General features: G+C 55.8%; 17 protein-coding genes. 15 read left to right on the top strand and 2 right to left on the bottom strand.

Annotation, left to right across the window (positions count from 1 at the left end):
- The first annotated feature begins 11 nt into the window (after positions 1-11).
- The 8 genes from JRJ26_05910 to JRJ26_05875 all read left to right on the top strand — a co-directional run bounded on the left by JRJ26_05910 (position 12) and on the right by JRJ26_05875 (position 9,192).
- Positions 12-848: an ABC transporter permease gene (locus JRJ26_05910; GenBank protein ID MBW2057016.1), complete on the top strand. Its 837-nt coding sequence runs from the start codon at positions 12-14 to the stop codon at positions 846-848.
- Positions 849-1,084: 236 nt separating this feature from the next.
- Positions 1,085-2,125, top strand: a complete 1,041-nt coding sequence (locus JRJ26_05905; protein MBW2057015.1) for a metallophosphoesterase — start codon at positions 1,085-1,087, stop codon at positions 2,123-2,125.
- A gap of 231 nt (positions 2,126-2,356) precedes the next feature.
- A complete protein-coding gene (gene hflK, locus JRJ26_05900) occupies positions 2,357-4,042 on the top strand; it encodes an FtsH protease activity modulator HflK (protein ID MBW2057014.1) in 1,686 nt (561 codons plus the stop codon).
- Positions 4,039-4,947, top strand: a complete 909-nt coding sequence (gene hflC, locus JRJ26_05895; protein MBW2057013.1) for a protease modulator HflC — start codon at positions 4,039-4,041, stop codon at positions 4,945-4,947. The genes hflK (JRJ26_05900) and hflC overlap by 4 nt, the downstream gene beginning before the upstream one ends.
- The gene (hflK, locus tag JRJ26_05890; protein MBW2057012.1) at positions 4,928-5,890 is read left to right on the top strand and encodes an FtsH protease activity modulator HflK; all 963 of its coding nucleotides are present in this window, start codon (positions 4,928-4,930) and stop codon (positions 5,888-5,890) included. Before hflC ends, hflK (JRJ26_05890) begins: the two co-directional genes overlap by 20 nt.
- 207 nt (positions 5,891-6,097) lie before the next feature.
- The gene (locus tag JRJ26_05885) at positions 6,098-7,414 is read left to right on the top strand and encodes an ABC transporter substrate-binding protein (protein MBW2057011.1); all 1,317 of its coding nucleotides are present in this window, start codon (positions 6,098-6,100) and stop codon (positions 7,412-7,414) included.
- 61 nt (positions 7,415-7,475) lie between these two features.
- Positions 7,476-8,354: a sugar ABC transporter permease gene (locus JRJ26_05880; GenBank protein ID MBW2057010.1), complete on the top strand. Its 879-nt coding sequence runs from the start codon at positions 7,476-7,478 to the stop codon at positions 8,352-8,354.
- A 7-nt stretch (positions 8,355-8,361) separates the two neighbouring features.
- Entirely contained in the window at positions 8,362-9,192 is an 831-nt protein-coding gene (locus JRJ26_05875; GenBank protein ID MBW2057009.1) for an ABC transporter permease subunit, read from the top strand.
- 38 nt (positions 9,193-9,230) lie between these two features.
- On the opposite strand, the gene JRJ26_05870 is transcribed toward JRJ26_05875, so the two are convergent.
- A complete protein-coding gene (locus JRJ26_05870; protein ID MBW2057008.1) occupies positions 9,231-10,049 on the bottom strand; it encodes an HAD-IIB family hydrolase in 819 nt (272 codons plus the stop codon).
- Position 10,050: 1 nt separating this feature from the next.
- Complete coding sequence (locus JRJ26_05865) at positions 10,051-10,437, bottom strand: VOC family protein (protein ID MBW2057007.1); 387 nt, start codon at positions 10,435-10,437, stop codon at positions 10,051-10,053.
- Positions 10,438-10,950: 513 nt separating this feature from the next.
- Here JRJ26_05865 and JRJ26_05860 point away from each other — a divergent pair.
- The 7 genes from JRJ26_05860 (at position 10,951) to JRJ26_05830 (ending at position 17,723) form a co-directional block, all read left to right on the top strand.
- Positions 10,951-11,709: a FadR family transcriptional regulator gene (locus JRJ26_05860; GenBank protein MBW2057006.1), complete on the top strand. Its 759-nt coding sequence runs from the start codon at positions 10,951-10,953 to the stop codon at positions 11,707-11,709.
- A gap of 48 nt (positions 11,710-11,757) precedes the next feature.
- Complete coding sequence (locus JRJ26_05855; GenBank protein MBW2057005.1) at positions 11,758-13,230, top strand: UbiD family decarboxylase; 1,473 nt, start codon at positions 11,758-11,760, stop codon at positions 13,228-13,230.
- Between the two features lie 112 nt (positions 13,231-13,342).
- Positions 13,343-14,629, top strand: coding sequence for a sugar ABC transporter substrate-binding protein (locus tag JRJ26_05850; protein ID MBW2057004.1), 1,287 nt, complete (start codon positions 13,343-13,345; stop codon positions 14,627-14,629).
- Between the two features lie 171 nt (positions 14,630-14,800).
- Positions 14,801-15,694, top strand: a complete 894-nt coding sequence (locus tag JRJ26_05845) for a sugar ABC transporter permease (protein ID MBW2057003.1) — start codon at positions 14,801-14,803, stop codon at positions 15,692-15,694.
- A complete protein-coding gene (locus tag JRJ26_05840; protein ID MBW2057002.1) occupies positions 15,684-16,511 on the top strand; it encodes a carbohydrate ABC transporter permease in 828 nt (275 codons plus the stop codon). Before JRJ26_05845 ends, JRJ26_05840 begins: the two co-directional genes overlap by 11 nt.
- A gap of 29 nt (positions 16,512-16,540) precedes the next feature.
- A complete protein-coding gene (locus JRJ26_05835) occupies positions 16,541-17,287 on the top strand; it encodes a cyclase family protein (GenBank protein ID MBW2057001.1) in 747 nt (248 codons plus the stop codon).
- Between the two features lie 82 nt (positions 17,288-17,369).
- Entirely contained in the window at positions 17,370-17,723 is a 354-nt protein-coding gene (locus tag JRJ26_05830) for a cupin domain-containing protein (GenBank protein MBW2057000.1), read from the top strand.
- The last annotated feature ends 35 nt before the right edge of the window (positions 17,724-17,758 follow it).

Here is a 17,758-nt window from a genome sequence, read left to right as displayed (position 1 = left end):
CTCTCAATACGATCTACGTGGTCTACATCATCGCTTTTCTTCTTTTCCTCTTCGTCCCCCTGATCATCAACGGGATCATCGCCTTCAACAACGACGAGGTCCCCTCTTTTCCGTGGCGGGGAGCTACGCTGGACTGGTTCTACAGCACGAACAAGGATCATGTGGGGGTCTTCAACGATCCCAGGATGATCCGAGCCATCGGGATGAGCATGAGGGTGGCGCTTCTCGTGACGGCCTTCAGCCTGGTGGCGGGCACGACGAGCTCCTTTCTCTTCATCCGGGAGAACTTCCGGGGAAAACAGGTGCTCTACTTAGCCATCATTGCGCCTCTCGTCATACCGGGCATCATCCTGGGTATCTCCATCCTGGTTTTCTTTCACGGTATCATCGGTGTTCTCAAAGCTTTCTTTGGGCCTCATCTGGCCAGGCCCATCGTGAGGTCTCTCAGACCCGGGTTTCTCCTGGTTGTGCTTGGCCAGTTCAGTTTCATCGGTACCATCGCAACCCTGGTGATCAGTGCCAGGCTTCGCAAGTTTCCCATCGAGCTGGAGGAGGCGGCCATGGACCTCGGCTCGAGCCGCTGGGGCGCCATATTCAGTGTGACCTTGCCCTATCTTTTGCCCGCCCTTTTCAGCGCGGGCATCCTCGCCTTCCTCCTCTCCTTTGAGAACTTCTCTACCACCCTTTTCCTCATCGGTGCAAAACCCACCCTGCCGATCTTTCTTTACTCCAAGCTCCGGTTTTTCATCACACCTGAGATAAATGCCATCAGCGTGATTCTCATGGGTGGGACCGCTCTGCTGGGCTTGATCGGCATGACTATGAGGAGCGGCAAGGAAGTCGGGTAACGAGGAGTTGCTTGTCCAGAGGGAACTCGGGATAGGCTCGCTGTCAAACTTTACAGGCTGACTGAGTGGACGCAGGGTTGTTTCCCGCCCCTCGACTCTGGATGGTTGATTTCGGATTCTTGCTACGGTTGACAAATTTTTCTTGGGGTAGTAGAAGAATTTTCTTGTAATGAGACTCGAATTGGGAGCAAGAAATTTCCCCCACCAAGTAACGGGAGGGAAGGAGGTATGTCAAGATGCCGACAAAATACCGTAAACTTCTTGTAGTAGGGCTTGCCCTATCGCTGGTTCTGTTTTTCTTCACAGCAACCTTCGCCTTTGAAAAGGCGAAATTTGCCGTTGTCACCGACACCCACATGGCTCTTTACGGGGTGAACGGGATGAAGATGGGGGCTGCGAGTACAGAGATCGTCGAGAAGACCGTCAGAGAGCTGAACAAGGTGGAGGACCTCGATTTTGTTGTGGTTACAGGGGATTTGCTCCTGGATGGCGAACCCTGGAACCTCGATCTAATGAAGGTCTACCTCGATGATCTGAGGGTTCCCTATTATGTGGTATGCGGAAACCACGATTACGCCCCGGCATCACAGGCAAAGGCCGGGAAAGCCCCATATGTGGGTGTGAACAAGGCGGCCGTGATCTGGACATTTCAGGGCCATGGTTACAGAGGGGCCGACGCTTGGTGGGGTGCCGATCCGATGCCCGGCCTCCATCTCATCGGTCTCGATTCCAATGTGCCGATTCATTGGGGCGGCCATATACCGCTGTCCGAGATGAAGTTCTTGGACGAGGAACTTTATGCTAATCGGGACAAGGTCAACGTGGTTTTCTGCCACCACAATTTTGTGGCCTGGTGCAAGGACGACGAGTTCGGGGGGAAATTCGACAAGTTCCAGGTGGATAATGCACCTGAGGTCAGAAAGATCTTTGAGAAGTACGTGCCCGCTGTACAACTGGTGCTGAGCGGTCATCGCCATATCGGTCTGCGATACAAGACGGTAAACGGCGTAAACTATATTGTGAACCCCGCGGCTGTCTCCTATCCAAACCAATACACCCTCTATACACTGACTCCCCACAAGGTCAGCTATGAGACGAAATGGGTTCCTGTTGAATGGGGAATAATCGAGGAAGCCAAGGCAAACCTGTTGAAGGCTGAATGGTGGAGACCGACGGGAGCGAGCGACGAGGAGATGTTGGCATTTTTCGAGGGACCCGGCGATGTACTGAAGAAGGGGGAAATCGGGCTCAAGCCCGTGGCTCAGGGGAAACTCTGAATCCTATCCGGCCGGGATTAAGAGGTCTGGCCAGGGTGATTCAAGATTTGATTCAAGATTTGGTCCCGATTTGAGTCTCAAACCCGGCAGAGTGAGATGAGATCCAGCCTCGGATCGAAATGGAGGTGTGAAAGGGGGCGGCCTTTGAACGGTTTTTCGAGGGCTGCCCCTTTCCTTTGACGGCTGATCATTTGTTTGCAACTGTCGCGGATGTTTCGGGGAACAGGTCTTATGGGATTGGATAGGAAATCGTCGGCTGCATTCATATCCATAGGGGTCAATGTTCTCTTGGTCCTGTTGAAACTCCTGCTGGCAATCCTCTCTGGTAGTTTGGCCCTGCTGGCGGACGCGCTTCATTCGGGGTCGGATATCCTCGTATCTGTCCTGGTCTTCTTGGGAATCCGGGTCTCTCAGAAGAGGGCGATACCCTCCCTCCTGAGATCAAGAATCGAGAACTCGATTGCCATCACGATCTCCGTCGTCATCTGGTATTCAGCCTATGTGGTGTTTAGAAGGGCGTTGGGACAAGGAACAACAGAGATCAGGATGTTGCCCGTTGCGCTGGCGGGCACGGCGATATCGATCATGGTTTCTTATTTCCTTTCCCGCTATAAGATACATGTCGGCCGTAGTACGAATTCGCCGAGTTTGATCGCAGACGGCGAGCACTCCAGAACCGACATGTACTCGTCAATAGCGGTTCTGATCGGGTTGATAGGGTACATGATGGGGTTCAGGCTGGATCCTGTCGCCGCGATAGTCGTGGGTTTTCTTATCACCGTGGTCGGTTTCGAGATATTCCAAAGTGGAGCAAGGGCGCTATTGACCAAGACGTCGCTCCAATTCATCGCCTTGCGACTCAGAATCATTCCCTTTCTCAGAAGAACCGGACTTGTAGGGTACTACCGCAAGATAGTGCCTTACAGGAGGATGATCATATGGGTTGCGACTATCTGTCTTGTCGTCTCCTATCTGCTCACAGGCCTCTACACTGTGAGACCGGGTGAGGAGGCGATAGTGCTGAGGTTCGGGAGGATTATCAAGCCAGGCGTCATGCCCGGGATTCACTATCGATTCCCTTTCCCGTTTGAAAAGGTAATAAGACTGGGGACCGGACGAATAAACAGGGTGGAGATAGGCTTTCGAACCCGAAAGACCTTTGAGGAAGAACCCGAGGCCTATCTGTGGGAGACCCGCCACGTGAAGGGGAAGTACGAGAAACATTACGACGAGGCCTTGATGTTGACAGGAGACCAGAACATCGTGGATGTATGGATGGTTGTTCAATACCGGATTAGGAACATGGTTGATTATCTGTTCAGGGTTGATGCACCCGAGACCCTGATAAAGGGGGCCTGTGAGGCGGCGGTCAGATACCTGGTAGCCAGGCAGGACATCGACATGCTCTTGACCAGCAGGAGGCATTGGATCGAACAGGAGATAGAAAGAACGCTTCAGGGGTTCCTGGACAGATATGGGGTTGGGGTAGAGATCATCAACGTCGCTGTTCCGGCCATCCACCCGCCGATTGAGGTGGTGCCGGCCTTCAGGTCGGTTGCCAGTGCCAGCGAAGACAAGGAGAGGTATATCAGGGAAGCTGAGTCCTATTTCAATCGCATTGTTCCACGGGCAAGAGCAGATGCGGCCAGGACTCTCGAAGAGGCGAAGGCTTATGAGATTGCAAAGGTCAACAGGGCCGAAGGTGAAGCCATGCGGTTTCTGGAGCAGTTAGGCCAATATCGTGCTGCCAGGGACATAAGCACGACCCGGATCTACCTCGAGACCATGGAAAAAGTCTTGCCCGGGACAAACAAATTCATTCTCATCCCAGGTGGATCCACAGATGTCTTGGATCTCAGGCCCTATGCGGGGAGACGCGGATCTGTTGGGGGCTTGATCGGGGGGAGAAAAGAATGAAGAGAAAGCTGTTGCCGCTCATTCTGGCGGTCATAGTCTTGACCTACATGGTAAATACCGCGCTCTTCTCCCTGGATGAGACAGAGATCGGGGTGGTCCTCCAGTTTGGGAGACCTGTGGAGGTTCTCCGCGAAGCCGGTTTGCACTGGAAACTGCCCGATCCCATCCAGACAAAGACCGTCTTCGACAAGAGGGTTCTGGTTTACGATCCTACGGCTTCGGAGTTCCTGACGGGTGACAAGCAGAATATTGTGGTCGATATGTACCTGTGTTGGAAGATAATCGAACCGCTGAAGTTTCTGCAGGCGGTAAGAGACCGAAAGAGCGCGGAGTTGAGGCTGGAGGACATTGTTCGGGCTGAGGCGGGTGCCGTCTTCGGCAACTATCCACTGACTGCCTTTGTTTCGGATAATCCGGCAGAGATGCGACTCCAGCGGATCATGGATCTCATATCCCAGAAGTGCGACCAGAGGGCCCGGCACCAGTTCGGGATTGAGGTCGTTGATGTCAAAATGAAGCGGCTGAATTTTCCGGATGAGAACAAACCCAGTGTCTTTGCCCGCATGTGGGCGGAGAGGGAGAGAATAGCGAAGAAGTACAGGTCTGAGGGGCAGGAGGTCGCGGCCAAGATCAAGGCGGAAGCCAAGAAGCAGAAGGAGATAATCCTCTCAGAAGCTTACAAGGAGGCCGAGAAGATCAAGGGGGAGGGAGACGCAGGGGCCATGCGGATATATGCCGAGGCATTTGGCAAGGACCCCGGGTTCTACAAGTTTCTAAGGACATTGCAGTGCTATGAGAAGTTCCTCGACGAAAAGACGACAATCTTGCTTCCAGGAGATACGGATCTCCTGGAACTATTGGAAAAAACAGGAACAGTGACTTCCCATGGGGCAGAAAAAGACTAACCCGGTACTGGATGATTTGAAGGCGAGTTTCAAACACCTGAGGGCCCTGTCCAGGCTTGGCTTGATAGGCGCTGCCCTGATCTGGGTACTCTCCGGTTTCTATGTTGTGCAATCCGATGAACAGGGTGTGGTAAGGCGGTTTGGCAGGATGGTGAGGGGAGTGGTTTCTCCAGGCATGCACTACCACTTGCCATGGCCGATCGAGAAGGTGGACAGGCCGAAGGTAAGGAAGATAAGAAGGGCAAGCATAGGCTATGTGAGAGAGGGTGGAGGAGAAGGGGAAAAGGCCGGGGCAGCCATCGTACAGAGACTGACCGGTGACATCAATATTATCGACCTGCGGATCATGTTGCAATACTCGATAAAGGATGCTTCGGATTACCTGTTCGGGACAGAAAACCCGGATTATTTGGTCAAAGTCGCTGCAGAGGCGGCCATAACCCAGATACTGGGCGGCATGCCCGTGGATGAGGTTCTAACCATCGGAAAAATAGAGATTCAGAATCAGACCCAGAGAATCGTCCAGGAATTTCTGGACAACTATGGATGCGGAATTCTTATATTGACGACAAACCTCCAGGAGATCCATCCACCCAAGGACGTGATAAAGGCCTTTAAGGACGTCATCAACGCCCAGGCAGACAGGGACAAGTTCATAAGCGAAGCCCATGCCTTCGAGAACCTGATCCTCCCCAAGGCCCGCGGGGAAGCCGAGGCGCTGATAAAGTCGGCTGAGGCTTACAGAGAGGAAAAGATAAATCGGTCCCTGGGGGAGTCGAGCAGGTTTTTGAAGGTTCTCGAAGCGTATCAAAAGGCGCCCGAGGTGAGCAGAGACCGGTTGTATCTGGAGACGATGGAGAGAATCGGACCCAGAATAAGAAAATGGATCATATCTCCCCGGCTGAACGAGAGATTGATGAAGATCTACGGGATCGGAGAATAGGCCCCTGTCCCGAACCGGCTGGCGAAGGCCGGCCGGCATGTTGACAAATGTAGCGTTTTCCATTATTTTGCTGTTGGTTTTTTGCGGTTATGTTTCCCAACTCAAAGTCACAGGAAGGAGGGAGATTCACGCAGGTTGGCGAGTTTATGCAGGAAGGAAAGGAGGTGAAACAGGTATCTAAACCAAACCATTGAGGAGGGAAGAGCCATGAAAGAAAATAGGTATTTTGTCCTCATTCTCGCCGGATTGCTGGTCGCCGCTTTTGCCGTGGGAATCACTTCCACGGCGGCCCAGGCGGTGACGAAGATCACCTTCTGGCACGCCATGAGTGCCAAGCGGATGCCTGCTGTCAACCGTATCGTGGAGGGGTTCAATGCCACCCACCCGGACATCAAGGTGGAGCCCCAGTTCAGCGGCAAGTACAAGGAGGTTCTGGCAAAGGCCATAGCCGCTGCCAGGGGAGGGAGCCCTCCGCACATCGTCCAGGTCTACGAAGTGGGTACTCAGACCATGCTGGACAGCGGGGCGATCGTTCCCATATTCAAGATCGCCAAACCGGGAGAGATCGACTGGGGCGATATCATCGTCCCGATCAAAGACTACTATGCGGTGGATGGGAAACTCTATTCCATGCCCTTCAATTCCTCCACGTCGATTCTCTACTATAACAAGGACCTGTTCAGAAAGGCCGGACTGGATCCCACCAAACCGCCGACCACTTTTGCGGAGATGGAGAAGATCGGCGAGAAGATAGTGAAGAGCGGTGTGGCCCCCAACGCCGTCTCATTCGGGTGGCCGGACTGGCAGTTCGAGCAGATGCACACCCTCCACCAGCAGTTCTATGCGGACCACCAGAACGGTAGAGCAGGAAGGGCCACGAAGGTCTTCGGCAACCGCGAGTTCGGCGTGAGGGTCGTGAGCGAATGGACCAAGTGGGCCAAGAAGGGGGTTTTCCTGTATGGAGGTCCTGAATACTCCGCCAACAAGGCTTTTCTGGCTCAGAAGATCGCCATGCTCTACCAGTCGACCTCCTCGGTCGGCTCCATCACCAAGGCAGCCAAATTCGAGGTCGGGACGAGTTTTCTCCCGAGGCTCCAGGGATATCCAAGGGGGAATACGGTTATAGGGGGAGCCACCCTGTGGACCATGAAAGGCCATTCTCAGAAGGAATACGATGCGGTCTGGGAGTTCTACAAGTACCTGGTTCGCCCCGAAGTCTCGGCCCAGTGGCACAAGGATACGGGCTATTTCCCGAGCACCAACAGCGCGGTCAAACTCCTTATGGACCAGGGATGGTTTTCGGAACACCCGAATCACCTCACGGCATTTCTCGAGATCCTCACGGGCGTCAAGGTCCCTGCGTCTCAGGGCGTTCGTCTCGGCCCCTTTGTTGCCATTCGGCAGGCCTTCAGGACGGCCCTGGAGAAGTCGGTCGAAGGCAAGCTGTCGCCCCAGGAGGCGATGGACGAGTATGCGGCCGAGGCTAACAGGCTTCTGAAGGAGTACAACGAGCTCTATCAATAACCGCGAGGCTTGGAAGGGGGCACGAGGCTTACCATGTGCCCCCGATTCTCTCTGGTAAGCCATGCAAAGTAGATTCCCCGGTCGATTGCTCCCCTACCTCCTTCTCTCCCCGTCTGTCGTCATCGTGATCGTGTTTCTGATTATCCCCTCTATCCAGTCCCTCTACTACAGTTTCTTCAGGGTCTCACCCTTCGGTGACCGGCTCGTCTACGTTGCATTCGACAATTTCATCAAGCTGCTCAATCCCGATTATCTCAACAGCTTCATCGTCACGCTGGTTTTTACGGGTGCCATCGTTGTGATCGGCCTTGCCGTCTGCCTGGCCCTGGCTCTGGTGGCGAATCAGAAGGTGGCCGGTATAGGACTTTACAGAACGGCCCTGATCTGGCCGTATGCCTTGTCGCCCGCGGTGGCCGGGACCATCTGGGCCCTGGTCTTTGATCCTTCCACAGGAGCCTTCTCCTACTTCATCTCCCTTGTCTCCGGGACGATGCCAAACTGGCGGACCAACGGCACCTTTGCGGTTGTGGTGATTACGCTGGCTGCCATGTGGAAGATGGTGGGCTACAACGTGATCTTTTTCCTGGCCGGTCTTCAAACCATCCCCCGGGAGCTTATCGAGGCTTCCGAAATCGACGGGGCCGGGGCTCTGACCCGTTTCCTGAAGATTACCTTCCCCCTCCTATCGCCGATGACCCTCTTCCTCTTGATCATGAACACTCTCTACGGCTTCTTCCAGGTCTTCGGCCTGATAGATGTCATGACCGAGGGTGGTCCTGCACGGGCCACGGAGGTCCTGGTCTACAAGCTCTACTATGACGGGTTCATCAGTTTGAAGACCGGTTACGCCTCGGCCCAGTCGATCGTGCTCTTTGTCTTTGTGGCCGGGCTGACTCTGCTCCAGTTCAGGTTTGCCAAGCGGTGGGTCTTCTACCAATAGGATGGAGATGAATAGGAACCGTTTTTTCCACTTTCTGGTTCATCTGGTTTTGATCACCTCTATTGTGATCATCGCCTTTCCGGTCTTTTATGCCTTTATCGTGAGCACCCAGTCCTTCCAGGACGTCTTTGTCTATCCTCCCAAGTTTACGCCGGGCACGGACACGATCCAGAACTACGTGGCCGCCTGGAAGACCGTGAAGATGGGCCGCCTCCTGTTCAACAGCGCGTTCATCTCCGTGGCCGTGGCCGTGGGCAAGATCGCCCTCTCCCTTATGGCCGCCTTTGCCTTCACCTACTTCGGCGATTTCCGGGGAAAGGGGCTTTTCTTCGTGATAATCCTGATCACCCACATGCTCCCCCTGCCGATCCGTATCGTTCCCACCTTCGAGTTGATGAGAAACTTCCATTGGGTGGATACTTACTATGCCCTCACCATCCCCTTCTTTGCCAGTGCAACGGGGGTGCTCCTGTTCCGGCAGCTCTTTCTCACCGTCCCCGGTTCGCTCTGCGACGCTGCCAGGGTCGATGGGATTACGCCCATGGGTTTCCTGATGCGGATTCTCGTGCCCCTTTCAAAGACCAATATTTCCGCCCTCTTCCTTATCGAGTTTCTCTACATGTGGAATCAGTACCTCTGGCCTCTGGTGATCACGAACCGGGACGAGATGCGGGTGGTTCAGATCGGCATCAAGATGCTTCTGGCCGGGCAGGCACAGGCGGCGGACTGGAACATCATCATGGCGGGTACGATTCTCGCCATGCTCCCCCCCCTGATTATCCTGTTTGTCATGCAGAGCAGCCTGGTCAAGGGTTTCAGCATGCAGGAGGAGAAGTAGGGATCGCTTCTGCAAAGAAACCGGGAACAGAGCGCTGATCAACCCTCCCTGTGACGGATTATCACCTCGACGATCTCGGCGAATCCCTCGCCTCCCTCCTGGCCGGCCACAAACGCGGGCAGGTTCTCCATCCGGTCTGCAAAGCGGAGGACGTTCTCGACCCCGGCGGTGTATGGGAAGAAGCGGAACATGGGCTCGTCGTTCGGCGAGTCACCGCAAAAGAGAAACCGGTCCCTGGTCCGCTCCAGGTCGAGTCCCCACTGCTCCCTCACCAGGGTGGCGGTCATCCCGAGTTTATCGTAACTGCCGAACCACCCGTTCACGTGGATGGAGGAGACCTTGCAGACCGCCCCGTTCTGTCTGAAGATCCCGCATATCCTGTCCACCGCGTCCCGGCCGAGGGGTTCTACGTCCTCGCAGTAGTCGATGGCCAGGTCGGTCTCGCGGTAGAGCTGGTCGCTCGAAAGAGCGGAGCCCGGAACAGAGGCGAGGATCTCTCGTCCCAAATCCATCAGGCGTCTCCGCTTCTCGGCCCGGACCTCCTCCGGATCGAGAAACCGCTTCTTCAGCCTTCGCTCTTTTTCGTCGAACCAGAAGTAGAAGGCCCCGTTCTCTCCCACCACCCCGTCGACGGGCCACATCCGGGCGATATGGTCGCACCAGCCGGCAGGTCTTCCCGTGATCGGAACGGCCCTGAGCCGAGAGGCCCTGAGCCTCCACAGGGCCTGGTAGGCCTTGCTTGGTATCTTGCCCCTGGTCGTGAAGGTATCGTCGATGTCGAAGAAGACACCTATCAGATTCCTTGCAACCTCAGGTGGAATCAGATCGATCGATGGTATCGTGCCGCGAAGCCCCATCCTACCTCCGCTCGCTGAGCTCGAGGCGGACCTTGTCCGGAGCCTCCACGTATGCTATGCGGAGACCAGGGCGAAACTGCATGGGTTCCAGCAGGAACTTGACACCCTTTGCCTTGAGCTCTGAAACGGCGGCGTCCATGTTCTCCACCTCTACCCCGAAGTGATCCAGGCCCACGCGGCTCTGGATGGTCGGCGGGAGCGGGGTTTCGTGGGGAAGCCCCTCGATGAGGATGAGCTTGAAACCGTTCAGGTCTATGTAGTATATCTTTTTTCCCTTGTACTCGCTTTCAAAGGTCACCCTCGCCCCGAGCATGTCGCAGTACCACTGTTTGGTGGTCTCGATCTCAGGGGCGATCAGGTGAATGTGATCGACTCGGAAGGTCTGCATACATCCGTCTCCCCCGTTGCGGTGTCCCGGCTTCATTGGATCAGATCATGGCCCAGGGAAAAATATTAGAGGAAAGACGGTCTCCCGTCAAGGAGAGGAGAACTCGGCCCTCTTTTTTTGCAACCTCACCCGGTTGTCCCGGGCTATCCCGCCCCAAGGGTGGGAGACCCGAGGCTGTTTTTGTGGAGTTTCCTGAGTTTTCGGCCCAGGATTCTTGCAAGTATATGACTTCACGATCTTTTTCTGTCTTGGCAGGAGAACACCCTTGTCCCCTCGCTCCTGGGCTCACGCGGTTACCCTATCAAGGTTCGCGGGTGGGGAATTCCTGCCCCTTCCCCGCTCTAAAGGCGGGGCTTTCCCCTTCCCGCTCACCCTTGATGGGTGCCCCACCGCTTCCGCAATGTCGCTCGGAGGCAAGGGTGTCCTCCAAAAGTCAGGAAACTCCACCTGTTTTTTCCTTGACAGAGCCGGACGGTCAGGTTATAGAAAGGTCATACCTTTTTCCGGACAGCCATGATCACCTTCAAGCCGGTCGAGAACAAGAGGATATTCGAATTGGTCACCGACGAGATCCGGGAGGCCATTTTCTTCGGCTCGTTGAAACCGGGCGATCGGTTGCCCTCGGAAAGGGAACTCTCCAGGCAGATGAGGGTGGGTCGATCCGTCATAAGAGAGGCGATCAGGACCCTCGAACTCTCGGGACTCGTTCACGTAAAACAGGGTGTGGATGGGGGCATATTCGTCAAAGAGCCGGATGGCACTAACTTCACGAGGTCCTTTTCCGACCTCCTTCGCCTCGGGCATATCGACATCGAGGAACTCACCGAGGCCAGGCTGCTGATCGAAAAGGACGTAATAGACCTTGTCACGAGAAAAGCCGAACAGCGGGATTTCGAACCTCTCGATCAAATCATCACCACAGGGTTTGCGAAGCTCCAAAGGGGGGAAAAAATCCGAAAGGAGAACTTCCAGTTCCACATCGTCCTTGCCGAGCTCTCTCGAAATCCCATCTTCGTCATGATCGTCAATGCCATCGTGCCGATTATCGCCGTTTTCGTTGAGATGCTGAACCCCCCCCTGGCACACTCCCGGAGCATCTTGGAAAGCCACAGGGATATTCTCGAAGAGATCAAGAGGGGGAACGCCGCTGCGGCCAAGGAGAAGCTCGATGAACACATACTGTATTTTTCCAAGGAGTTCAAGAAGCTGATGCCCCTGAAAGGGGTGAGATTCGAGGAGGCCATGAAGAAGATCGCCGAATTCCGGCGTTGAGTCGGTCGGGGCGTCTGCGGCTTTCTCCAAGGGATGGGGGAACGGGCCATGCCTTTTTCGGATTTGAGAGAGTACATCGAAGCCCTCGAAAGGGAAGGAGAACTCGTCCGAATCAAGAGAGAGGTCGACTGGAATCTGGAGCTGGGCGCCGTGATCCGGCGCTCGTATGACCTGAGGGCTCCGGCGCCTCTCTTTGAAAACGTCAAGGACTACCCGAAGGGGTATCGCATACTTGGGGCCCCCATCGGTTTGAGCCGGCGGCCGCGCCGGGCCTTGGCCAGGTTGGCCACGGCTTTAGGCCTTCCTCCGAACTCCACGTTCAGCGAGATCGTGGAGTGGTGTGCCGGGAGGAGAAAGGAGAGGATCAAACCGGTTGTAAGGGATGGAGGGCCCTGCAAGGAAGAAGTCCACCTGGGAGACCGGGTGAACCTGCTCGACCTCCCGGTTCCTTTTTTCCATAAAGGCGACGGAGGACGCTATCTAGGAACCTGGCACATCGTCGTGACCAAGGATCCCGATACCCAATGGGTCAACTGGGGAATGTACAGGCTCATGGTTATCGACGAGCGCACCATGGGGTGCCTCTTGCGTCCGGACCAGCATATCGGACTCCACTACTACCAGAAGTGTGAGGCACGGGGCAGGCCGATGGAGTTTGCCGTGGCGATCGGAACCGAACCCGTGAGTTCCCTGGTCGGTGCCATGAGGGTCCCCCCCGGAGTCGAAGAGGCGGACGTGGCAGGAGGGATCAGGGGAGAGCCGGTGGAACTGGTGGAGTGTGAGACCGTAGACCTCTGCGTACCGGCCACCGCGGAGATCGTCATCGAGGGGGTGGTGCCTCCCCATGAAAGGGAGGAGGAAGGACCCTTCGGCGAATACACGGGCTATCTGGCCCATGAGTCCTCACCCAAACCGGTCTTCAGGGTGACCGCCTTGACTCATCGCAGGGATCCAATTCAGGTCCACTCCTGCATGGGTGTTCCTGTGGATGATTCTGACGTGGTCACCACGGTGATGCGGGCTGCCGACATTCTGGACGATCTGCGGGAAAAGGGCTTCCCCGTGAGGATGGTCTACCTTCCCCCCGAAGCGGTGGGCCACCTGGCGGTGATCTCCACGAGAGTCCCCTTTGCAAACTTCGCCAAGCACCTGGCATTCTCCGTGTGGGGCTCGACCTCGGGCAGGACGATCTGGTACCTCGTTGTGGTGGATGAAGATATCGACCCGACGGATATGGGGGAAGTGACCTGGGCCCTGACCACCCGCTGCCACCCTCAAAGGGGGATCTTCTCCACCGGGTCTTCATGGGGAATACCGCTTCTGCCCTTTCTGTCCGAATACGAAAAGACCCATTACATGGGTTCCCAGGTCCTGTTCGATTGCACGTGGCCCAAGGATTGGCCCGAGCAAGCCGTCCCCGTAAAGGCGTCGTTCGACCAGGTCTGGCCCGAGGAGATCCAGCAGCGGGTCTTGGAGAATTGGTCGGCATACGGGTATGCCGCCGAGAATGAGGAAGACTGAAGTGGTATGTATCTGGAGGGGAAGGAGGTGAGGCACGGGAAAGGGGCGAGGAGATGGGAATCCAACGAGATAGACTCTGTTTTTGGAAAACTCTGACCAAGGAGGGATCGAAATGAATCTGAAAAGAGCGACCTTGATTCTTGTTTTGGCCCTGGTTTCGGTGCTTGTGATGGAAGGGCTGGGGTTTTCGGCGGAGAAGATAACGCTCACCCTATGGACGAGGAAGCAGACGAGCAAGTACCTGACGGATCTCAGGGTGTGGGGTATCCAGCAGTTTGAGAAGGCCCATCCCAACGTGAAAGTGAAACATACCCCGATGCCCTTCATGGACCTCGTACGGAAATGCATCGTCAGCCTCCGTGCAGGACAGGCGGCCGATGTGATGACGATACCGAACGAGTTCTCCGATCTCGCCAGGGGTGGATATCTGCTGCCCTTGGACAAGTATATCGCCCGGGACGTGGAAGACTGGATGGATTTTCTGCCCCAGCTCAGGGACTTTGACACGCGGAACGGACACATCTACGGTGTCCCCATCGACTACGCCACGCGGGTCCTCTTTTACAACAAGGACATGTTCGACGAGAAGGGGCTTCTCGTCCCTCCCAGGACTTGGATCGAATTCAGAGAGTTCGCCGAGAAGCTTACAGACCCCGCCAGGGGGGTATATGGGGCGGGAATAGATGGAAAGGGAATCATGATCACGGGCCTGCTTTACTCTTTTGTCCACCAGGCAGGCGGGAGTTTCCTGAACGAAGACTGGACGGAATGCGTCGTCAACAGCCCTGAGGGGGTCGAGGCACTCACATTCTGGGTCGACCTGCTGCACAGGTACAGGGTTCTGCCCCCCGAGACGCCTGATCTCGACTTTCACGGACTCCTCGGCATGTTTGCCGCGGGAAAGATCGCCATGCTTCACGCCTTCTACAACATGTATCCCGCCCTGGATCAGATGAACCCCGATCTCAACTACGGCGTGGCGGTCATGCCCACGTATCGAAGGACATTCGCCTTCTCCCCTGACTGGAACTTCTGTATCTCGAAGAACACCAAACACCCTGACGAAGCCTTTGAACTCGTCCAGGCGCTGACGAATTCCGAGTTTCAAAAGAAGCTGAAGGGCTATTTGCCTACCAGGAAGAGCGCGGCCAAGGAACTCCCGGAGGTCCTGAGGGCTTCTCTGTTCTTCGGGAGAACAGACCCGACGCCCCCGGGATTCGCCAAGTTTCCGACCATCTACCAGGATTGTGTCCAGTTGGCCCTGTTGAAGAAATTGACCCCGAAACAGGCCCTCGACAAGGCGGCCGGCGAGATCAACGCGATCCTCAAGGAGAAACAGGCCAAGGGATTCAAGATGAAGGACCTGGGCTGGAGCCTGGAGACTTGGAAGAGACCTTAGGTACGAATCGGGGTGAGGGGGCTCGTGTTGCCCTCGCCCCGGTTCTCCTTTTCCTAAGGTTTGCGCCAGGGCACGGCTGAGAGCCGTGCAGAGATCGGCCTTTTGCGGCTTGGGTCACTCATGGGAAGAGAAACCCGGCATACCGATTCGACAGGCAGCGGACCTCAGAGCATGGCAGAGAGGATCGGTGAGATCAGAAGGGCGATCTCCGCCTATCTCTGGGTATCGCCCGTGCTGGTCTGCATCGTCGGCCTCATCGCCTATCCTGTGTTTCGGTCCGTTCAATTGAGCCTCTACGACTGGGACCTGGGGGAGATGGAGCACCCCTTCATAGGGCTCCAGGGATATATCAAGGTGCTCGTGGACCCCGGGTTCCGTGAGATCGTCTGGAATTCATCCGTCTGGACCCTGGGGGTTGTCCTGATCAGTCTGGTCTTCGGCCTGGCCATGGCCCTTCTCCTCAACGAGGAGTTCAAGGGGAAGACCCTCGTGGTCCTTCTTCTCTTGATCCCCTGGGCCACTCCGAGAGTCGTGATCGCCCTCGCCTGGAAGTGGATGTACGCGAGCACATTCGGGATCCTCGACTATCTGCTCCGGGTCTTCTCTCTGGATTCCCTGCACCGCCTCTGGCTGGGGGATCCCGAGATCGCCCTTTATTCGGTGATGGCTCCGATGATCTGGAGGGACTATACCTTTGAAGCGTTCATCTATCTGGCCGCCCTGAAGGGGGTGCCGAAGGAACTCTACGAGGCGGCCGATGTGGACGGTGCCGGGCCGGTCCACAAGTTCATCCATGTCACCCTGCCGGGCATCATGCCCACCCTGATCGTGGTGAATCTGCTGGAGACCATGTGGAATTTCAATGTCATCCAGATGATATGGATCATGACCGAGGGAGGGCCCATAGACAGCACCACCACGCTTCCGGTCAAGGTCTACAAGGTGGCTTTCCAGTATTTCCTGTTCGGCAAGGCGTCGGTCTATGCGGTTTTCACCTGCCTGTTCCTGGTCGTTTTCATGTTTGCCTACCTGAAGGTCGCACGGGTGAGGGGAGATGGGGACTAGAAAGAGGATCATCGTCTATCTTTTGGCTTCCTTCTTCGTGGTCCTAGTGGTCATTCCCTACTTCTGGGTCCTGACCACGTCGTTCAAGAGCCATGAGGATATCTTTCGATTGCCCTTGGAGCTGATTCCAAGAAGACCGGTCTTGGACAACTACGTCGAGGTTTTGTTCGGCCCGGAGAATTTCCAGCGGAAGTTCCTGAACAGCCTGATCGTCACGGTATCGACGACCCTTGTCGCCCTCATGATTTCAATCAGTTCCGCCTATGCTCTCGCCCGGTTCAGGATCAGGAGAAAATTCACCATACTGAGAATCATCCTGGTGAGCCAACTGGTTCCGATAGCGGTCCTCTTGGTTCCTCTCTACGAGGTGTTCAGGGTTCTCCACATCCTGGATACCTACTACGCCCTCATCCTCGGAAACCTGGCCTTTTGCGTCCCCTTTGCCGTCTGGTTGTTGAGGAGCTTCTTTTTGAGCGTACCCGTGGATATCGAGGATGCGGCTCTCATCGACGGCTGCTCGAGGATCCAGGTGTTGATCAGGATCGTGCTCCCCGTGTCGGGCCCGGGGTTGGTCACCGCTGCGGCGTTCATCTTCATCTATTCCTGGCAGGAATATATCATGGCCCTCACCTTCATCAATACCGGGGACAAATACACCCTGCCGGTCGCCCTTACTTCCTTCATCGGTCAATACGGCACCCAGTGGGGGTCTCTGATGGCGGCTTCCGTGATTGTGACGATTCCCGTAATGGCCATGTTCATGCTCTTGCGGCGGTTCATCGTCAGCGGCGTAATGGGCGGCGCTGTCAAGGGGTGAGGGTGTGCTCAGGATTGGAGGCTAGGAAATTGAAAAGAAGAGTCATCGATCTCTCCCATCCCATGATCCCTAACCGGATGAATCGGAAGCTCGAAGTAAAGAGACTCCTGGTTGGTGACACGAGACCCCTTTCCCTGCCCGATCCCGGGGACAGGAAGATAGAGATCTTTGAACACCCGGCGGATCAAAGAGACACGGTTCCCATTCCCGATGGTGAGTATTTTCTCATGTCGGAGATCGAGATGAACAGCCATGCAGGGACCCATATCGAAATACCCTATCACTGCCTGAAACACAGGCAGGATTTTACGGAATTCCCACTGGACCGATTCTTTGGACCCCTTGTGGTGCTCCGTTTGAGGGACCTGCCGCCCTCTCACGAGATCACCCTGGAGGAGATGGAAAAAGCCGCCGAAGGGGCGGGTGGCATTCGGAAGGACGACGTCGTGTTCTGCGATTTCGGGTTCGACGTCTATTTCTTCGGACCCATCGAGAGGTACATGACCCATCCCTATCCCAGCGCCGATGCCACGAGATGGCTTGTCGATCAGGGCATAAAGCTGTTCGGCGTTGATGCGGGCATGATCGAGAGGCCGAAGAACCCCTTCCATGAAAACCACCTCTTGCTTCTGGAAAACGACATTCCCCTGATCGAAAACCTGGCCCATCTCGATCGAGTGGGGAAGGGACGTACCGAGGTCTTTGCCTTCCCCCTGGCCGTCAAGATGGCCGATTCCATGCCGGTGAGGGTTGTGGCTGTGGAGCACCTGGACTGAAGGGGCGGGAGGCGGCCCCGGTCTTCGATGCTCTCTCTGCTCTGCCGGTTCCAGTTAACCGAATACGATCCGGAGGTTGACCATGAAGTATGTGAACGAAAACGACATCGCTCCACTGGAATTTCCCGGAAGAACCCTGACGGTCTTGATCTCACCCGAGGACGGAAGCGACCACCTGACGACGGCAATCTCAAAGGTCCCTCCAGGGGGAATGCTGCCCTGGCATGTGCACGAATCGTCCGATGAGGTGATCTATGTGATGAGCGGGGAGGGCCTGGCGTCGCACGAGTCCCTGGACGAGCCCGTCAGGATATTTCCGGGTATGGCTCTGTACATGCCCATGGGCAAGAAGCACTGTATCGAGAACAAGGGTGACGAGGAGATGCGCCTCTACTGTTCGTTTTCCCCTGGGATTCGGTTCGCCTCCCCGAAGTAGCCCCGTCACCCCACGGATGACCGGGAAGCCCGTTG

The organism is Deltaproteobacteria bacterium (assembly GCA_019308905.1).
In the GTDB taxonomy this organism is placed as follows: Bacteria; Desulfobacterota; BSN033; order WVXP01; family WVXP01; genus JAFDHF01.
This window is presented reverse-complemented; position numbering and strand designations above follow the sequence as displayed.